Source organism: Arthrobacter sp. EPSL27, from assembly GCF_001512305.1.
Lineage (GTDB): Bacteria > Actinomycetota > Actinomycetes > Actinomycetales > Micrococcaceae > Arthrobacter.
This window is the reverse complement of record NZ_LNUT01000001.1, coordinates 148,006-164,661: the sequence shown is the minus strand read 5'-3', so window position 1 is coordinate 164,661 and position 16,656 is coordinate 148,006. Positions and strand designations below refer to the sequence as shown.

The window sequence follows — 16,656 nt, the reverse complement described above, 5'->3', positions numbered from 1 at the left end:
CCGTTCCGAGTTTACTGGACCGCCCCGACAACGACGGGATGATGTGTCTCATGTCGCTCTTCCGCCTCGAAGATCAGCTGGGATTGACCTGCACGCAAGCCGGACGCGGCAAATCTGGCCACGGGCGGCCGCCCGGAACCACAATGCTTCATCCTTCATCGGCGACCGGAGTCTGTTAGTTCTCGTCGATATCTTTGTCCGCGGCGGCGACCAGCTCGGCCAGCTCCTCTCCGGACAGCTCTCCCCCGAGCAGTTCCTCTACGGCCAGGACAATCTGATACAGCTCATCGCCTGATTTGCCGGCGTCGTACCTATCCTCCATGGCTACAGGCTACTTCTTCCAGCAGAGGGAACAATTCGATCATGTGTCTTTTGTTGGACATCGGCTGGCCGATGTCGGCCTCGACTTCAACGATGTAGCCGTTCAGCCCGACGAGGGCCACCGAGTAGGTCCGGCCGAGCGCCACCTACCCCACCCCCTTGAGGTGCTCCACGGACGGGACGCCGGTGCCGTCGTCGAGCACTGCGAGCACGTCGACCCGGCGCAGCGGCATGCGGAGTTCATGGTCCCGGCACCAGGCGGAGGCCAGCCGGTGCAGCCGGGCCAGTTTGTCGACGCCGACGGCTTCGAAGGGATGCCCGTAGGCGAGGGACCTGCGCGTCTTGACCTCGGCGATCACCAGCGCATCGCCGTCGAGCGCGACAATGTCGATTTCACCGTCGGGGCACCGCCAGTTGCGGTCCACGATCCGCATGCCCTGGGCTTCGAGGTAGCCGGCCGCGAGTTCCTCCCCGCGCCGGCCCAGCACGTCCTTTGCTCTCATGGAACAAGCCTGTTCCGGAACCCCGGAACAGCACAGGCGCCAATCAGGCTATGTGGGTAACTTCCGGGCCCTGCCCGGTAAGCCCGGACTTACGCTTCGGCGCGGGCTTCCTGCACGGTGCGGGAGAGCAGGCAGAACTCGTTGCCCTCGGGGTCGCTGAGGACAACCCACGTGGCGTCCGGGCCCTGGCCCACGTCCGTGCGCCGCGCGCCCAGGTCCAGGAGCCGCTGCAGCTCCTCAGCGGTGGAGGTGCCGTCCGCGCGGAGGTCCAGGTGCAGCCGGTTCTTGACGGCTTTCTTCTCAGGCACCGCTATGACGTCGATGGTGGGCCAGGAGCCGTCAGCCCGCCCGATGCTGATGACGCCGTCCTCCTCGTCAATGACGCGCCAGTCGAGGACGCGGCACCAGAAGTCGGCGATGACGCGCGGCTCGGCGGCGTCGATGGCGATGGACGAGATCCGGCTGGACATGCTCAGTTCCCCAGGTCCTCGACCTTGGGCAGGGCGAGCTCCTCGCTGCGCGGCAGCTCTTCGACGTTGACGTCCTTGAAGGTGATGACCCGGACACTCTTGACGAAGCGGGCGGAGCGGTAGACATCCCAGACCCAGGCGTCCTGCAGGGTCAGGTCGAAGTAGACCTCACCGTCGGCACTGCGGGCCTGCAGGTCGACATGGTTGGCCAGGTAGAAACGCCGCTCGGTCTCGACCACGTAGCTGAACAGCCCGACAACGTCGCGGTATTCGCGGTAGAGCTGCAGCTCCATGTCGGTCTCATAGTTTTCAAGGTCCTCGGCACTCATGGTTCCATCTTGCACCATCCCGCGGCGCCCGCGCGCCACGCGACTCAGTCTGCGAGCAGCTGCCAGCTCACCCGGTGGTACGGCGTGGGCCCGGCTGCGCGGAGCGCATCCTTGTGGACGGCGGTTCCGTAGCCCTTGTTCACGTCCCAGCCGAAGGCCGGGTATTCCCGGTGCAGGTCGCGCATCGTGGCATCGCGCTCCACCTTCGCCAGGATGGACGCGGCGGCGACGCTCAGGCACTGCATGTCCGCCTTGACCAGTGTATGCACCGGCGCGTCGCAGCCCGGCTCCGGCGGCCCGTCGTCGAACAGGGAGGGCTGGGCCTCCGGGGAGAGCCAGTTGTGGCTCCCGTCCAGGAGGACGACGTCGGGCCGCACGCCGGCGTCCAGGACGGCGAACCACGCACGGGTGCCGGCGAGCCGGAGGGCCGCGACGATGCCGAGGGCGTCGATGTCATTCGCCGAGGCATGCCCGACGGCGGAGGCGACACTCCAGCTGCGGACCAGGGGCACCAGCCGTTCGCGGTCCGCCACCTTGAGCAGTTTGCTGTCCCGCACGTCGGCCAGCAGTTTCTGCTGGTGCAGGTCCACGACGGCGATTCCCACGCTGACCGGCCCGGCGAGGGCACCGCGGCCCACCTCGTCGATGCCGGCGAGGAGCCGGGCGCCGGAGCTGCGGAAGCGGCGCTCGTAGTCGAGGGTGGGGGCTTCGGACATGGCGGCCGCCGCTACTTTCCTTCCGGGGCCGGCACGCCGCCAAAGACCTCGGAGTAGTTGTCGAGCGCGGTGATGCGGTTCAGGGGCCAGGCGATGACGGCGGCCTTGCCCTCGATGTCTTCGATGTCGACGAACCCGCCGTTGCTGTCCATATGGGCGCGGGAGTCGGCGGAATGGTTGCGGTTGTCGCCCATGACCCACACCTTCCCGGCCGGGACCACCACGTCGAAATCGCGGACCTGGGGCACTTCGGCGGGATTGATGTACGGCTCGTCGAGCGCTGCCCCGTTGACGGTGAGCCGTCCGCCGGCGTCGCAGCACACCACGTGGTCACCCGGCAGTCCGATGACGCGCTTGACCAGGTGCTGCTCCGAGTTGTCCGGCAGGAGGCCGATGAACGTCAGGCCGCCCTGGACCCAGGCGAAGGGGCCGGCGTCCTTCTCCGCCACGGGGACCAGCCAGTCCTGGGTGTCGCGGAACACCACGACGTCGCCGCGCTCCAGGGCGAACGGCTCCGGGACCAGCAGGTTGACGAAGATCCGGTCATTGACATCCAGGGTGTTCACCATGGATTCGGACGGGATGTAGAAGGCGCGGAAGAAGAACGTCTTGATGAGGAAGGACAGCACGATGGCGACCAGCACCACGGTGGCCACTTCCTTGGCCCAGAGGAACATCGGGCTGCGGCGCTCCTCGGCTTTGGCCCGGCGGGCGCGCTTCGACGCGGTTTCGGCGTGCGCCGGCCCTCCGGAGGCGGGGGCTGAGGCGGTGGCGGCAGCGTCAGCGGCCGGAACGTCCCCCGCGGCGTTGGCACCCGAATCGTTGACGGCCGCGGCGTTGGCAGCCGGGGCGCCGGATGCCCCGGCCGGAGAATCGGGAGCAGCGTCGTGTCCGGGCTCCGGGCGGTAGCCGGGCTCGGCAGCATAGCCGTCCGCGGGATACTCCGGGGCGGGGATCGCGGAGGAGGTCACCCGGGGCTGTTCCTGCCCCCGCGGATCAGGAGTCCGGGGTCCGGTCTCGGGCATTTACTGTCCGTTCGTTGCTGTGGATGGGGTGGCTTCGGGGGGCCGGGCTATTGCTGTAAATCTATCAAGCGGCCAGATGATCTGTACCGGCCGTCCGATGACCCGGTCCAGCGGCACCATGCCCCCGCCGGGCGCGCCCAGGAGGCTGCGGGAATCGGCGGACTGCGAGCGGTGGTCCCCCATCAGCCAGAGCCTGCCTTCGGGAACAAGCACGCTGAACTTCAGCTGGCTGGGGGTGTCGCCCGCATAGAGGTACGGTTCCTCGACCGGCTGGCCGTTGACGGTGAGCCTGCCGTCGTCGTCGCAGCAGACCACATGGTCGCCCGCGACGCCGATCACGCGTTTGATATAGGTGGTGTCGCCCCCGGCCAGGCCAAGCCAGTGGCCGGCGCCGGCTAGGAAGTCCAGCGCGGGAGCCGCGCCGCTGCCCAGCGGGGCGAAGGAACCGCGGCCGTCGAAGACCACAATGTCGCCGCGGCCCACCGGTTCGGACCGGAAGTCCGTCCGCGAGACGAGGATCCTGTCCCCTTCCTGGAACAGCGGTTCCATCGAGGCGGAGGGGATGTAGTAGACGTCGAGCCAGAGCGCGCGGACCAGGCCGCTGATGAGGACCGCGAGAAAAACGGCCAGCAACACAAAACGCCAGCCGAGTCTCCTGGGCTGGCGTTTTGTGTGTTCCATGATCCGTATCCTCATAACGCTTTTCTGAAGTGAACAGCGCTGTTGCGGAAGCTCCGGCGCTGGCCGGACACGGTTCGCGGACCCGCGAAGGAAGTCTGGAAGGACTTACTTGGCGGTCTGGAAGTCGCGCTTTTCCTTGATCTTCGCGGCCTTACCACGCAGGTTGCGCATGTAGTAAAGCTTGGCGCGGCGCACGTCACCCTTGGAGACGAGCTCGATCTTGTCGATGATCGGGGAGTGTACCGGGAAGGTACGCTCCACGCCGACGCCGAAGGAGACCTTGCGGACGGTGAAGGTTTCGCGGACGCCGTCGCCCTGGCGGCCCAGGACGAAGCCCTGGAAGACCTGGACGCGGGAGTTCTTGCCTTCGATGATGTTCACGTGCACCTTGAGGGTGTCACCCGCACGGAATTCGGGAACATCGTTGCGCAGCGAGGCTGCATCTACGGAATCGAGGATATGCATTAATCCACTCCTGGTGAACGCCACAGGTCCTTCACGTTGGGTCACGGCGGCCAAGCCCGGACGCGGGTGCGTCCGGAAATTCCCGCCGAAAAGTTGTTGATCCGGCTCCGTCAGGAATAGACGGGGCCGGGGTGCCGTGCTGTTGGTGGCGCTCCCCCTGTGGCAGGTTCGCAACCCAGCAGGCACAAGGACTAATTTTGCCACACCCGGGGCCGTCCGGCCAATCTGCTCAGGCGGGTTCTCCGCCGTCGGCCGGGCGGCGCGCCAGGCGGCCGTCGACGACGTCGTACCCGAGGTCCGCGAAGGCGGTGCGGTCCGCGCGGGGCAGCGCGCCGGCGTCGAACCCTTCCAGCAGGTCGGGGCGGCGTTCAGCGGTGCGCCGGTACTGCTCGTGCCGGCGCCACTGGGCGATCTTGCCGTGGTTGCCGCTGAGCAGCACCGCCGGGACGTTGCGGTCCCGCCAGCTGGACGGCTTGGTGTAGACGGGGTACTCCAGCAGCCCGTCCGAGTGCGATTCCTCGACCAGGGATTCGGGGTTGCCGACGACGCCGGGCAGCAGGCGGCCGATGGCCTCCACCATGGCCAGGACGGCCACTTCGCCGCCGTTCAGGACGTAATCGCCCAGGCTCATGGGCCGCACAGTGAAATGTTCGGCGGCCCATTCCAGGACCCGCTCGTCAATGCCTTCATAGCGCCCGCAGGCGAACACCAGGCGGTCCTCCCCGGCCAGTTCGTGGGCCGTGGCCTGGGTGAACCGCTCCCCCGCCGGTGACGGCACAATCAGGACCGGCTTCTCCGCACCGGCCCCGGGTCCGGCCACGGACGTGAGCGCCTGGGCCCATGGCTCGGGCTTCATGACCATGCCGGCGCCGCCGCCGTAGGGGGTGTCATCCACGGTCCGATGCCGGTCCGTGGTGAAGTCCCGGAGATCGAGGACGTTCAGTTCCAGCAGGCCGTCCTGCCGCGCCTTGCCGATCAGTGACAGCTCCAGCGGCGCCAGGTACTCGGGGAAGATGCTGACGACGTCGATCCGCATTTAGGCGTGCTCTCCGGCGTCGGCGGAACCCCCGGCGCTGCCGGGCTTGTCCGTGTCCTCGGCGTTCACTTCAAAGAGCCCGGGCGGCGGGGTGACCACCACGTACTTTTCGCCCACGTTGACCTCGGGCACAATCTGCTCGACGAACGGGACCAGGACTTCCTGGCCGTCGTTCGTGGTGACCACCAGCAGGTCCTGGACCGGCATGGTGTGCAGGCCGGTGACCTTGCCCACCACGCTGCCGCCCACGCGGACTTCCAGGCCCTCGAGCTCGTGCTCGTACCAGCCCTCATCGTCGTCGTCGGCGCCGATGTCTTCGGTTTCGATGAACAGCTTGGCGCCGCGGAGGGCCTCGGCGTCGTTGCGGGTCTCCACCTCGTCAAAGGCCAGCAGCAGGATGTCCTTGTTCCAGCGGGCACTGAACACGGTGAGCGGCCCCGAGGAGGCCGGCTCCACGATGAACTGCGTTCCGGGGACAAAGCGTTCGCCGGGCGCATCGGTCAGCACCTGGACGGTCACTTCGCCGCGGATGCCGTGGGGTTTGCCGATTCGTGCCACCTGGAGCTGCATCTGTTCCTCTGTTCGAATTCTCTTTGAGTCTTGGATTTGTCGGTGCGTTTTACTGCGCAAAACAGTCCGGCCCCTCCACCATAAGCTGGTGGAGGGGCCGGACTAAAGACAAGTAATGCTGGTCGCGCTACCGGCGGCGGTCGGTGTCGACGACGTCGACCCTGACCGGCTCGCCGTCGGCCAGTGCTGCCACCACAGTGCGCAAAGCGCGTGCGGTGCGGCCCTGGCGTCCGATCACCCGTCCGAGGTCGTCCTGATGAACGCGCACCTCGAGGGTGTCCCCGCGGCGGTTGTTCTTGGCACTGACCTTGACGTCCTCGGGGCTGTCAACAATCCCGCGGACCAAGTGCTCGAGCGCTTCTGCCAGCAATTTACTCAGCCTCGGTGGTCTCTGCTTCGGCGTCGGCGGGAGCCTCAGCTGCTTCGTCCTTCTTGGCCTTCTTGGTGATGGCTTCCGGGATGATCACGGAACCCTTTTCCGGGGCAACGAACTCAGCCTTGGCGGCCTTGGTCTTGAGGGTACCCTCCTGGCCCGGGAGACCCTTGAACTTCTGCCAGTCACCGGTGATCTTGAGGATCGCGGCAACCTGCTCGGACGGCTGTGCGCCGACGCCGAGCCAGTACTGGGCACGGTCCGAGTCGACCTCGATGTACGAGGGCTCTTCGGTCGGGTGGTACTTGCCGATCTCTTCGATGGCACGGCCGTCACGCTTGGAGCGTGCGTCCATGACGACGATGCGGTAGTACGGTGCGCGCATCTTGCCGAAGCGCTTAAGGCGAATCTTTACGGCCACTTTTGTGGTCACTCCTGTTTCTGAAACGGGGTCGAGCCCGGCGTTCTGCACCCGTGGGGCGGGCCATACTAGGGGGTTCTAAAAGGACAAGATCCGGACGCGGAGAGAGGGGCCACGCAGATCAAGTACCTGATCATTGTGCCAGATCAGCGACGGGATATCGACTTGACACCCGCAACCGGCCCATGGCGTGGCCTTCCGGAGGCCTCGCGCGGGTCCGCGCACGGGTCAGTGCGCGGGTCAGCGCACGGCTCAGGAGGTCCAGACGTAAAGGCCGGATTTGCTGGCCGGGTCGACGCCGGCGGCCAGTTCAGCGAGCTGCCGGACGATGCGTGAAGCCTGCTCCGCACCGAAGGGCATGTCCTCCTCGGCGGCCCAGCTCTCAGCGACCTCATCGAGGACGTTGCCCTCCCCCTCGGTCTCGTAGCTGAGGAGCTCGGCCAGGGCGCGGACCATGGCCGCAGGCACGCCGAGGAGGGAGTCGCTGGCGACGTCCACCATGGCGAGTTCGTAGTCGGCGCCGGCGGCGTGCACCGCGGAGCCGGCCAGGTCGCCCAGGCGCTCGACTTCGAAGTCGGTGATGTCCGCGATCCGGACGGCGCCGGCGGCAGCGGCCGCACCGCCGTCGAGGGCGGCGGCACGCTTGAGGGCTTCATCGTGGGTGGCGACAAAGACTTCGGTGAATCCCATGGAACCCGTCCTTACGTTCGGCGGCGCTGGTCCGCTGTTTTTAGCGTCGCTCCAGCCTATCCGTTACGCCTGCCGCGAGGGACATGCGCCCTGGTCACCGCAACCACTGGACATAGCCGCGTGTCACCAAGGGACACGCACCCCGATGGCCGCGGCCACTGGACATACTGGCCAGCCACCACCGGACATGCCCTCCGAAGGCCACAGCCACTGGACATACTGCCTCCATGTCCGGTGACCGGCGTAAAAAATGGGCATGTCCCCTTGGGGTCAGCGGACGGCGACGCGGATCCGGTTGCGCCACGGGTCCTCGAAGCGCAGTTCCAAACCGGTGTGGTGGGACTGGACGCCCGCGGCCTTGAGGCGCTCGGCGAGGGAGCCGACGTCGTCCCCGGACGGCACTTCGATCAGCACCTCGCCGAGGCCCAGGGTGTCGCGGCGGGGGCCGGCGCCCCGGCTGTTCCAGACGTTCATGGCCATGTGGTGGTGGTAGCCGCCGGCGGAAACGAAGAGCGCCTGGCCGTGCCATCCGGCGGTCTTTTCGAAGCCGAGCGTGCCGACGTAGAAGTCGTGCGCGGACTGCACGTCGCCCACCTGCAGGTGGACGTGCCCGACGTCGGCATCCGTCTCGCGCTGGCCCGCCAGCGAGGCCTCGGTGAGGTGCTGCTCAAGGTAGCGCTGCGGCGGCAGGGCGAGGCTGTCCATGACGACGTTCTTGCCGTCCCAGGACCAGGCGTCGCGGGGGCGGTCCCAGTACAGCTCGATGCCGTTGCCTTCGGGGTCATTGAAGTAGAAGGCCTCGCTGACGAGGTGGTCGGCGCTGCCGGTGAAGGACTGCGGCTCGAACTGCGCGGCGGACGCGACCGTGGCCGCGAGGGCGGACTGGTCCTCGAACAGCAGGGCGGTGTGGAAGAGGCCCGCCTCGCCTCGGGAGGGGAGGTTCAGCCCGGGGGCCGGGGCCAGATGCACCAGCGGCTTCTGCTTGCGCCCGAGGTAGAGCCCGCCGTCCTGCTCGGCCACGATGTCGAGGCCCAGGGCGCGCTGGTAGTAGTCGGTCATGAGCTTCATGTCGCCGACTTTGAGCATCACTGTGCCCATGGTGAGGTCGGCGGGAAGGAGGTCCTGGGTGCTGGTTTCTGCGGTCATGTCATCGCTCCGATGCTTCGGCGGCCACCGTCCCTCGATGACCCTTCATAGATATAAATTACTTGAAGCTTCAATTTATTCCTAATGGAGCAGGCAGGTTTTTACCGGACCGGTTCACCCCGCAGCACGATGTTTTTGAGGTGGTGCAGGGTGGCCAGGTTCCTGCGCGGGTCGTCGGCAAAGACCAGGACGTCTGCGCTGGCGCCCTCGGTGATGCCGTCCGCCCCGAGCCAGTCCCGTGCGGCCCAGGCGCCGGCGTCGAGCGCTGCGGCAGCCGGGAGCCCGGCGGCGTGCAGCGCCTCAAGTTCGTCGACGATGCGTCCGTGGCTGATGACGCTGCCGGCGTCCGTTCCCGCGTAGATGGTGACACCGGCGTCGAAGGCTTCCCGGACGCGCTCCGCCCGGCGTTCCCAGAGCTGGCGCATATGCGCCGCGTAGCGGGGGAACTTGGCGTCGGCCTGGGCGGCGATATCGGGGAACGTGGCGATGTTGACCAGGGTCGGGACGATCGGCACGCCCTGTTCGACGAACCGCGGCAGGTGGCGGGGAAGCAGGCCGGTGGCGTGCTCGATGCAGTCGATCCCGGCGTCGAGCATGTCATCGAGGGTGTCTTCGGCGAAGCAGTGGGCCGTGACCCGGGCGCCCTCGTCATGCGCGGCCTGGACGGCGTCCCTCAGGGCCCGGGCCGGGAAACTCGGGGCGAGGTCGCCGGCGTCGCGGTCGATCCAGTCCCCCACAAGCTTCACCCAGCCGTCGCCGGCGCGGGCCTGCTTGCGCACGGCCTCCACCAGGTCCCCAGGCTCCACCTCGACGGCGAACCCCCGCAGGTAGCGTCGGGTCCGCGCGATGTGCCGTCCGGAGCGGATGAGGCGCGGCAGGTCGGCGCGCTGCTGGATCCAGCGGGTGTCGTGGACGGCGCCCGCGTCGCGGACCAGCAGGGTTCCGGCGTCGCGGTCGGTCACGGCCTGTTCTTCAGCCAGCCCTTCCGGCACTTCCCCGCCGGGGCCGAGCCCGATGTGGCAGTGCGCATCCACCAGCCCGGGGATGACCCAGCCGTCGAGGATGAGGTCGGGGGCGGCTGCGGGTCTGCGGAAGGTCAGGTGACCGTCGACGGACCACAGGCCGTGGTGCTCCGTGCCGGGGCCGGTGAGGACGGTGCCGCTGAACTCAATGATGCGGGTCATGGGTTAAGCGTAAGGTGCCTGCTTCAGGAGGCGCGGGCGTGCTGCTGGCGTCCGACGTCGGCGATGAACGTCCGGATGATCCGGTCACCTTCAACGGAGTCGTGCGGCCGGTGCCCGCCTGCCGCGGTGCGGTGCAGGGCGCCGGTCTCGCGCAGGTAGCCGGCAATTTCCTCGTAGAGCGGCTCCCAGCCGCCGGTCAGCACCAGCGTGGGAACGCCCGGCACGATCTGCAGCGGGGCGTCCCAGGGCGGGGCCTGCAGGCGGAGCCGGCGCGCCTCCCGCTGGTCCTCGGGAGCGCCGAGGCCGGCCTGGGCGGGCGTGTGGGCCGCGAACACGCGGCGGACGAACTCGCGGTGGAAATCCTCGTCGCCCAGATGGTGGCGGACCTCGAAGAGCGGCTGCATAAGCGCCCGGTGCGCGGCGGTGGCCGGCAGCTCCGCGGTGAGGGAAAGGCAGGCCGGTTCCACCAGGGTCAGTGACTGCACCAGGTCGGGGCGCTCGACGGCGGCCATCATGGCCGCGATGGCACCTTGGGAATGCGCCACGACGTGCCCGCCGGCGGCGCCGCGGCCGTCGTCGGCGAGGGAGCCCAGGACGATGGCGGCGTCGGCCGCGAAGTCGGTTTCCAGCGGTTCGGCCACGGGGTCGAAGCCGTGGCGGCGCAGGAACAGGGCGTCATAGTTCAGCGCCATGCCGTGCTGTTTCGGCCACGCCGCAGCTCCGAAGCTGCCCGCCCCGTGGACGAAAACTACGCGCTGCTTGAACATGGTCTAACCCTATGGCACCGGCCCCGCAAAGGGGCCGGCGACATCTCGGCCGGCAGGGCCTATTTGCCCCCGCCGAGGAACTTGTCAAAGCCCTTCGGCAGGTTCAGCTGGGACGGATCGAAATCGCCGCCCTGCTGGCCGAACGCGGCGCCGGTGGGGAGGGCTTTGGCGCCGGCGGCACGCCGGGCCTCGGCGTCCTTGCGCTCCTGCGCGGCCTTGGCCGGGTTGCCGGAGCGCGCCTTCTTCTTGGGTGCGGCCTTGGCGCCCTTGCGGGGCCCGCCGCCGCCCATGCCGGGCATCCCCGGCATGCCGGGCATTCCGCCGCCGGCAGCCATCTTCTTCATCATCTTCTGGGCCTGTGCGAAGCGCTCCAGCAGGCCGTTGACCTCGGAGACGTGGACGCCGGAACCGCGGGCGATGCGGGCGCGGCGGGACCCGTTGATGATCTTCGGAGCCACCCGCTCATGCGGGGTCATGGACCGGACAATGGCCTCGACCCGGTCGATCTCGCGCTCGTCGAACTGCTCCAGCTGCTGCCGGATGTTCTGCGCACCGGGCATCATCATGAGCATCTTCTTCATGGAGCCCATGTTGCGGATCTGCTGCATCTGGGCGAGGAAGTCATCCAGGGTGAAGTCTTCCTGGTCGGCGAATTTCTTCGCCATCCGGGCGGCTTCGTCCTTGTCCCAGTTCTTCTCGGCCTGCTCGATCAGGGTGAGCACGTCACCGAGGTCGAGGATGCGGGAGGCCATGCGGTCCGGGTGGAAGAGCTCGAAGTCGTCCAGGCCTTCGCCGGTGGACGCGAACATCACGGGCTTGCCGGTGACCGAAGAAACGGAGAGCGCGGCGCCACCGCGGGCGTCGCCGTCGAGCTTGGACAGCACGATGCCCGTGAAGTTGACGCCCTCATCGAAGGCCATGGCCGTGTTGACGGCGTCCTGGCCGATCATGGCGTCGACCACGAACAGCACTTCGTTGGGAACAATGGCGCGGCGGATCTGGCGCGCCTGTTCCATCATTTCGGCGTCGACGCCGGTGCGGCCGGCGGTGTCAACGATCACGACGTCGTGCAGGGTGCGGCGGGCTTCCTCGACGCCGGCGCGGGCGACGGCGACCGGGTCGCCGGCCGGGTGCTCGAGTTCGGTGGAGCTGGCGCCCGGGTGCGGGGCGAAGACGGGCACTCCGGCGCGCTGGCCCACCACCTGGAGCTGGGTGACGGCGTTGGGGCGCTGCAGGTCGCAGGCGACCAGCATGGGGCTGTGGCCCTGCGACTTGAGGTGCTTGGAGAGCTTGCCGGCCAGCGTGGTCTTACCGGCACCCTGGAGGCCGGCGAGCATGATGATGGTGGGTCCGGTCTTCGCGAGGCGGATCCGGCGCGTCTCTCCGCCCAGGATCTCGACGAGCTCCTCGTTGACGATCTTCACGATCTGCTGGCCCGGGTTCAGCGCCGCGGAGACCTCGGCGCCGAGCGCGCGCTCCCGCACGCGGCCGGTGAATTCGCGGACCACGGGCACTGCGACGTCGGCGTCCAGGAGGGCGCGCCGGATTTCGCGGACTGTGGCGTCAACGTCCGCCTCGGTCAGGCGGCCCTTGCCACGAAGATTCTTGAAGGTTGCTGTCAACCGGTCAGAGAGTGAATTGAACACGCGCCGTGCACTTCTTTCAGTGGATCTTCGGATGGCGGCCGGTCCGGCACGCCAGCGTCGCGACTGAGGTTCGCGTGAACGAACCGCCTCGACAACGGGACTCGACTATCTAGGGTACCAAGACGCGCGTTCAAGATGGCATGCTGGCTTAGGTGACCAGCCAAACAACTGTAAAAACCCTGCTCATCCTCGGCGCGTCCGGCGACCTCACCGGCAGGCTCCTGCTGCCGGGACTGGCCAGGCTCGTCGCCCGGGGACGCGCCGACGGGCTGGCCCTGGTGGGCGCGGGCTCGGACGCCTGGACACCGGAGCAGTGGCGGGAGCGTGTTGACACCTCTTTTGCGGACGCCAATTCCCAGGCCGACGCCGCCGGCCAGCGGGAGCTCAAGCGGATCCGCGAGACCACCAGCTACCACCAGCTGGACGTCACCGCGGACGGGCAGCTGGCGGGCCTGCTGGCGCAGCTTCCGGGACCCGTGGCCATCTACTTTGCCCTGCCGCCGCGTGTCAGCCAGCTGGCCTGCGAGGCACTGGAGCCGGCGCAGGTGCCTGCCGGGACACGGCTGGTGATGGAAAAGCCGTTCGGTTCCAGCGAGGAGTCCGCCCGGCACCTGAACCAGACCCTGGCCGCCCTGGTGCCGGAGGACCACATCCACCGGGTGGACCACTTCCTGGGCAAGGCGACGGTACTGAACATCCTGGGCCTCCGCTTCGCCAACACCTTCCTGGAGCCGGTGTGGAACCGCGAACACATCGAGAGTGTCGAGATCGTCTTCGACGAGGACCTCGCCCTCGAGGGGCGCGCCCGCTACTACGACGGCGCCGGCGCCCTGCGCGACATGGTCCAGAGCCACCTGCTGCAGATCATGGCCCTCATGGCGATCGAACCGCCGGCCTCCGTGGACGAACGTGACCTGCGGGATGCCGTGGCCACGGTGCTGCGGGCGAGCAGCATCAAGGCGCCTTACGCCAGGAACACCCGCCGGGCCCGGTACACCGCGGGAACTGTGGGCGGCCGGGAGGTTCCGGACTACGCCAAGGAGGAAGGCGTGGACGCCGCACGCGGCACCGAGACGCTCGCCGAAGTGCAGGTGGAGATCGACAACTGGCGCTGGCAGGGCGTCCCGTTCACGCTGCGCTCCGGCAAGGCCCTGGGCAACAAACGGAAGGAAGCCGTGGTGACGTTCCGGCCCGTGCCGCACCTGCCCAAGGGCTTCACCGGCGTGGACTCCCCCAACCAGCTGAGGATCGGCTTCGGGCCGGACACGCTGCAGTTCGACGTCGATGTGAACGGCCCCGGCGACGTGCTGAGCCTGGACCGCGCCACACTGAGGGCTGAGCTGAGCGCTTCCGAACTGCTGCCGTACGGCGAAGTCCTGGAAGGCGTCCTCACCGGGGATCCGCTGCTCTCCGTCCGCGCCGACACCGCCGAGGACTGCTGGCGGATCCTGGAGCCGGTCCTGAAGGCCTGGGCCAAGGACAGCGTGCCGCTCGATGAGTACCCCGCCGGAAGCGCCGGCCCGGAAGGCTGGCCGGCCCGCTGACGCGCGCGGCCGTCGGGCGGCGATAGACCACTGGGGTGCCGACGCGGCGCGCGGCGCGGAAGGTGCCGGCCGCCGCCGGCGTCCTGGCGACGCGATTCGCGCTCCGCGACGCGCAAAAAGCCGGGCGACACGGGAATACCGCCGCGCCAGGCACTTTCCGCGTCGCCAGAACATTCGCGCATCGCCGGACACGTAATGTCTCGCGGGACACGAAGCGAGTCGCCGGGCCCAACCCGATTCGAAGAACACTCCGCGCAGGGCCGGCGGATGTGGCGCGGCTGAGGCTGGCGGGTGCGGGCCGCCGCGGGCGTCGTCGCGATGCGGTTCCTGCTCCGCGACGCGCAAAAAGCCTGACGCTACGGGCATACCGCTGCGTCAGACACTTCGCGCGTCGCCAAAACCTTCGCGCATCGAAGTACACCCAGCGCGTCGAGGAACGCTCCGCGCAGGGGCCGGGCGGATGTGGCGCGGCTGAGGTTGGCGGGCGGGTGCGGGCCGACGTCGGGCGCCCTGGCGACGCGTTTCCCGCTCCACGACGCGCAAATTGCCGGACGCTACGGGAATACCGCCGCGTCAGGCACTTTGCGCGTCGAAGGGCGGGTAGCGCGCCGCCAGAACCTCCGCGCCCCGCCGGGAAGGTAGAGCACGTCGCCAGGCGCCTTACGCGTCGCCTGACCACTCGCGCGTCGCCGGACACGCCACGCCGCGCCGAACCATTCGGGCAGCGTGGAGGCCGGCGGTGGCATGGAGCCCGGGCCGACCTGCTCTCCTGGCGATGCGGTTCTTGCTCAGCGACGCGCAAATTGCCGGACGACACCGGAGTACCGCAGCGCCAAGCACTTACCGCCTCGCCAGACCACTAGCGCGTCGAAGGACACGCAGCGCGTCGCCGGGCGCTTCATGCGTCGAAAACGACTCGCGTGGCGGAACGGGCGGGCCGCCGTCGGGCGTGGTCCGGAAGCCAGCGGGCACAGCACAGCGGGCCGGGTACCCTTTCAGGTTCCCGGCCCGCTGCGTTATATGGAGATGCGTTGCTTGGAGCTGTGAGGTTCTTGCCTAGATGGCAGCCGATCCGCGCTCACCGGTGCGGACCCGTACTGCCTCGAACACATCCATCGTCCACACCTTGCCGTCTCCGGCCCGGCCCGTATTCGAGCTGGCGATGATGACATCCAGGATGTCGTCCGCCTGTTCGTCGGTGGCCAGGACCTCTACCCGGATCTTGGGGAGCAGGTCCACGTTGTACTCGGCGCCGCGGTACACCTCGGTGTAGCCGCGCTGGCGGCCGTAGCCGCTGGCTGCGCTGACGGTGAGGCCCTGCACTCCGTAGGCTTCGAGGCCTTCGCGGATGGTGTCGAGCTTTTCCGGCCGGACGATTGCTGTGATCAGTTTCATGCCTCCACACTTTCCTTGCCTGCTGCTGCGGTCGTTTTGCCGTTGGATGCCGCGTCCACCGTTTCGGCGGCCGGGACTGCCACGGCCTGCGTCTTGCCGGTGATGAGCTCATGCAGCGGGGTGAAGCTTCCGCCGTGGCCGCCGACGCCGAACTCGTAGGCGGTCTCTGCGTGCAGGCTGAGGTCCACGCCCACCACTTCCTGCTCCTGGGAGACCCTGAAGCCCATGGTCTTGTGGATGGCGAGGGCGATGATGGAGGTCATCACTGCCGAGTAGGCGATGGCGATGCCGGCCGCTGCGAGCTGGGCCCACATCTGGGTGAGGCCGCCGCCGTAGAACAGGCCACCGCCGACGCCGTCGGTGGGGAGGGCGATGAAGCCCAGCGCCACGGTGCCGATGATGCCGGAGACCAGGTGGACGCCGACGACGTCGAGCGAGTCATCGAAGCCCCAGCGGAACTTGAGGCCCACGGCCAGGGCGGATGCCGCACCGGCGATCAGGCCGAGGGCGAGGGCGCCGACCGGGCTGACGTTGGCGCAGGCCGGGGTGATGGCGACGAGGCCGGCGACAACACCGGAGGCGGCACCGAGCGAGGTCGGGTGGCCGTCGCGGATGCGTTCGGTGATGAGCCAGCCGAGCATGGCCGCGGCCGGGGCTGCGAGGGTGTTGACCCAGATCAGGCCGCCCTGTTCCGCGGTGGTGGCTGCGCCGCCGTTGAAGCCGAACCAGCCGAACCACAGGATCGCGGCACCGAGCATCACGAACGGGATGTTGTGCGGGCGGTGGTTGGGATCCTTGCCGAAGCCCTTGCGGTTGCCGATGATCAGCACGAGGATCAGTGCGGCGACGCCGGCGTTGATGTGGACCACGGTACCGCCGGCGAAGTCAATCGCCGGGCCGAGGGCCTGGCCGATGGCGCCTTCCGGGCCGAACAGCCCGCCGCCCCAGACCATGTAGGCCAGCGGGCAGTACACCAGCGTGACCCAGACGGGGACGAAGACGGACCAGGCGCCGAACTTGGCGCGGTCGGCAATGGCGCCGCTGATCAGTGCGACGGTGATGATGGCGAAGGTGGCCGCGTAGCCGACCTTGATGAGACCGTCAGGGGTGTCGATGCCCTCCAGCCCGAAGGTGGCGAACGGGTTTCCGACCATCTGCATGAAGCCCTCGCCGGAGCTCATCGAGGCGCCCCAGAGCACCCAGACCACACCGACCATGCCGATGGAGATGAAGCTCATCATCATCATGTTCAGTGCAGCCTTGGCGCGTGTCATGCCGCCGTAGAAAAATGCGAGTCCTGGTGTCATGAACAGCACGAGTGCCGCCGCCACCATCAGCCATACGTGACCTGCGGTAAGTTCCATGGTGCACGTC

At 68.2% G+C, this 16,656-nt stretch carries 20 protein-coding genes; 1 reads left to right on the top strand and 19 read right to left on the bottom strand.

What is annotated here, in order from left to right; all coding sequences use genetic code 11:
* Nucleotides 1-175: 175 nt before the first annotated feature.
* The 17 genes from AR539_RS19245 to ffh form a co-directional block, all read right to left on the bottom strand.
* Nucleotides 176-322, bottom strand: coding sequence for a hypothetical protein (locus tag AR539_RS19245; RefSeq protein WP_157360883.1), 147 nt, complete (start codon nt 320-322; stop codon nt 176-178).
* A 145-nt stretch (nt 323-467) separates the two neighbouring features.
* Nucleotides 468-824 carry a YraN family protein gene (locus AR539_RS00610; protein WP_066431273.1) on the bottom strand — a complete coding sequence of 119 codons (357 nt, stop codon included), beginning with the start codon at nt 822-824 and terminating at the stop codon, nt 468-470.
* 89 nt (nt 825-913) lie between these two features.
* Nucleotides 914-1,294 (bottom strand): VOC family protein, encoded by a 381-nt coding sequence (locus AR539_RS00605; protein ID WP_066431269.1) that lies wholly within the window; start codon nt 1,292-1,294, stop codon nt 914-916.
* Between the two features lie 2 nt (nt 1,295-1,296).
* Nucleotides 1,297-1,623, bottom strand: a complete 327-nt coding sequence (locus AR539_RS00600; RefSeq protein ID WP_018773443.1) for a DUF2469 domain-containing protein — start codon at nt 1,621-1,623, stop codon at nt 1,297-1,299.
* Nucleotides 1,624-1,667: 44 nt separating this feature from the next.
* Nucleotides 1,668-2,339 (bottom strand): ribonuclease HII, encoded by a 672-nt coding sequence (locus AR539_RS00595; RefSeq protein ID WP_066431261.1) that lies wholly within the window; start codon nt 2,337-2,339, stop codon nt 1,668-1,670.
* Nucleotides 2,340-2,350: 11 nt separating this feature from the next.
* Complete coding sequence (lepB, locus tag AR539_RS00590) at nt 2,351-3,364, bottom strand: signal peptidase I (protein WP_231728440.1); 1,014 nt, start codon at nt 3,362-3,364, stop codon at nt 2,351-2,353.
* The gene (gene lepB / locus AR539_RS00585; protein ID WP_066431258.1) at nt 3,365-4,045 is read right to left on the bottom strand and encodes a signal peptidase I; all 681 of its coding nucleotides are present in this window, start codon (nt 4,043-4,045) and stop codon (nt 3,365-3,367) included.
* Between the two features lie 105 nt (nt 4,046-4,150).
* Nucleotides 4,151-4,510 carry a 50S ribosomal protein L19 gene (gene rplS / locus AR539_RS00580; protein ID WP_066431256.1) on the bottom strand — a complete coding sequence of 120 codons (360 nt, stop codon included), beginning with the start codon at nt 4,508-4,510 and terminating at the stop codon, nt 4,151-4,153.
* 229 nt (nt 4,511-4,739) lie between these two features.
* Nucleotides 4,740-5,546, bottom strand: a complete 807-nt coding sequence (trmD, locus tag AR539_RS00575; RefSeq protein WP_066431254.1) for a tRNA (guanosine(37)-N1)-methyltransferase TrmD — start codon at nt 5,544-5,546, stop codon at nt 4,740-4,742.
* Nucleotides 5,547-6,116 (bottom strand): ribosome maturation factor RimM, encoded by a 570-nt coding sequence (gene rimM, locus AR539_RS00570; protein WP_066431246.1) that lies wholly within the window; start codon nt 6,114-6,116, stop codon nt 5,547-5,549.
* 127 nt (nt 6,117-6,243) lie between these two features.
* Entirely contained in the window at nt 6,244-6,486 is a 243-nt protein-coding gene (locus tag AR539_RS00565) for an RNA-binding protein (RefSeq protein ID WP_056426755.1), read from the bottom strand.
* A 1-nt stretch (nt 6,487) separates the two neighbouring features.
* Complete coding sequence (gene rpsP / locus AR539_RS00560; protein ID WP_066431611.1) at nt 6,488-6,910, bottom strand: 30S ribosomal protein S16; 423 nt, start codon at nt 6,908-6,910, stop codon at nt 6,488-6,490.
* A 252-nt stretch (nt 6,911-7,162) separates the two neighbouring features.
* On the bottom strand, nt 7,163-7,600 hold the full coding sequence (locus tag AR539_RS00555; protein ID WP_066431243.1) for a hypothetical protein: 438 nt from the start codon (nt 7,598-7,600) through the stop codon (nt 7,163-7,165).
* Nucleotides 7,601-7,870: 270 nt separating this feature from the next.
* Nucleotides 7,871-8,746 carry a VOC family protein gene (locus AR539_RS00550; RefSeq protein WP_066431240.1) on the bottom strand — a complete coding sequence of 292 codons (876 nt, stop codon included), beginning with the start codon at nt 8,744-8,746 and terminating at the stop codon, nt 7,871-7,873.
* Between the two features lie 101 nt (nt 8,747-8,847).
* Entirely contained in the window at nt 8,848-9,930 is a 1,083-nt protein-coding gene (locus tag AR539_RS00545) for an amidohydrolase family protein (RefSeq protein WP_066431237.1), read from the bottom strand.
* Nucleotides 9,931-9,953: 23 nt separating this feature from the next.
* Nucleotides 9,954-10,697, bottom strand: coding sequence for an alpha/beta fold hydrolase (locus AR539_RS00540; RefSeq protein WP_066431233.1), 744 nt, complete (start codon nt 10,695-10,697; stop codon nt 9,954-9,956).
* A gap of 59 nt (nt 10,698-10,756) precedes the next feature.
* Nucleotides 10,757-12,343 carry a signal recognition particle protein gene (ffh, locus tag AR539_RS00535; protein ID WP_066431228.1) on the bottom strand — a complete coding sequence of 529 codons (1,587 nt, stop codon included), beginning with the start codon at nt 12,341-12,343 and terminating at the stop codon, nt 10,757-10,759.
* A 152-nt stretch (nt 12,344-12,495) separates the two neighbouring features.
* Between ffh and AR539_RS00530 the strand changes: the two genes are divergently transcribed.
* The gene (locus AR539_RS00530) at nt 12,496-13,887 is read left to right on the top strand and encodes a glucose-6-phosphate dehydrogenase (protein WP_066431223.1); all 1,392 of its coding nucleotides are present in this window, start codon (nt 12,496-12,498) and stop codon (nt 13,885-13,887) included.
* A 1,056-nt stretch (nt 13,888-14,943) separates the two neighbouring features.
* On the opposite strand, the gene AR539_RS00525 is transcribed toward AR539_RS00530, so the two are convergent.
* On the bottom strand, nt 14,944-15,282 hold the full coding sequence (locus tag AR539_RS00525) for a P-II family nitrogen regulator (RefSeq protein WP_024366371.1): 339 nt from the start codon (nt 15,280-15,282) through the stop codon (nt 14,944-14,946).
* Nucleotides 15,279-16,646: an ammonium transporter gene (locus AR539_RS00520; RefSeq protein WP_066431221.1), complete on the bottom strand. Its 1,368-nt coding sequence runs from the start codon at nt 16,644-16,646 to the stop codon at nt 15,279-15,281. Before AR539_RS00520 ends, AR539_RS00525 begins: the two co-directional genes overlap by 4 nt.
* Nucleotides 16,647-16,656 lie beyond the last annotated feature (10 nt).

Excerpts from the sequence above, each read along its gene's own strand:
- AR539_RS19245 (WP_157360883.1), bottom strand. The coding sequence starts at position 322 with ATGGAGGATAGGTACGACGCCGGCAAATCAGGCGATGAGCTGTATCAG.
- AR539_RS00610 (WP_066431273.1), bottom strand. The coding sequence starts at position 824 with ATGAGAGCAAAGGACGTGCTGGGCCGGCGCGGGGAGGAACTCGCGGCC.
- AR539_RS00605 (WP_066431269.1), bottom strand. The coding sequence starts at position 1,294 with ATGTCCAGCCGGATCTCGTCCATCGCCATCGACGCCGCCGAGCCGCGC.
- AR539_RS00600 (WP_018773443.1), bottom strand. The coding sequence starts at position 1,623 with ATGAGTGCCGAGGACCTTGAAAACTATGAGACCGACATGGAGCTGCAG.
- AR539_RS00595 (WP_066431261.1), bottom strand. The coding sequence starts at position 2,339 with ATGTCCGAAGCCCCCACCCTCGACTACGAGCGCCGCTTCCGCAGCTCC.
- lepB (WP_231728440.1), bottom strand. The coding sequence starts at position 3,364 with ATGCCCGAGACCGGACCCCGGACTCCTGATCCGCGGGGGCAGGAACAG.
- lepB (WP_066431258.1), bottom strand. The coding sequence starts at position 4,045 with ATGGAACACACAAAACGCCAGCCCAGGAGACTCGGCTGGCGTTTTGTG.
- rplS (WP_066431256.1), bottom strand. The coding sequence starts at position 4,510 with ATGCATATCCTCGATTCCGTAGATGCAGCCTCGCTGCGCAACGATGTT.
- trmD (WP_066431254.1), bottom strand. The coding sequence starts at position 5,546 with ATGCGGATCGACGTCGTCAGCATCTTCCCCGAGTACCTGGCGCCGCTG.
- rimM (WP_066431246.1), bottom strand. The coding sequence starts at position 6,116 with ATGCAGCTCCAGGTGGCACGAATCGGCAAACCCCACGGCATCCGCGGC.
- AR539_RS00555 (WP_066431243.1), bottom strand. The coding sequence starts at position 7,600 with ATGGGATTCACCGAAGTCTTTGTCGCCACCCACGATGAAGCCCTCAAG.
- AR539_RS00550 (WP_066431240.1), bottom strand. The coding sequence starts at position 8,746 with ATGACCGCAGAAACCAGCACCCAGGACCTCCTTCCCGCCGACCTCACC.
- AR539_RS00545 (WP_066431237.1), bottom strand. The coding sequence starts at position 9,930 with ATGACCCGCATCATTGAGTTCAGCGGCACCGTCCTCACCGGCCCCGGC.
- AR539_RS00540 (WP_066431233.1), bottom strand. The coding sequence starts at position 10,697 with ATGTTCAAGCAGCGCGTAGTTTTCGTCCACGGGGCGGGCAGCTTCGGA.
- AR539_RS00525 (WP_024366371.1), bottom strand. The coding sequence starts at position 15,282 with ATGAAACTGATCACAGCAATCGTCCGGCCGGAAAAGCTCGACACCATC.
- AR539_RS00520 (WP_066431221.1), bottom strand. The coding sequence starts at position 16,646 with ATGGAACTTACCGCAGGTCACGTATGGCTGATGGTGGCGGCGGCACTC.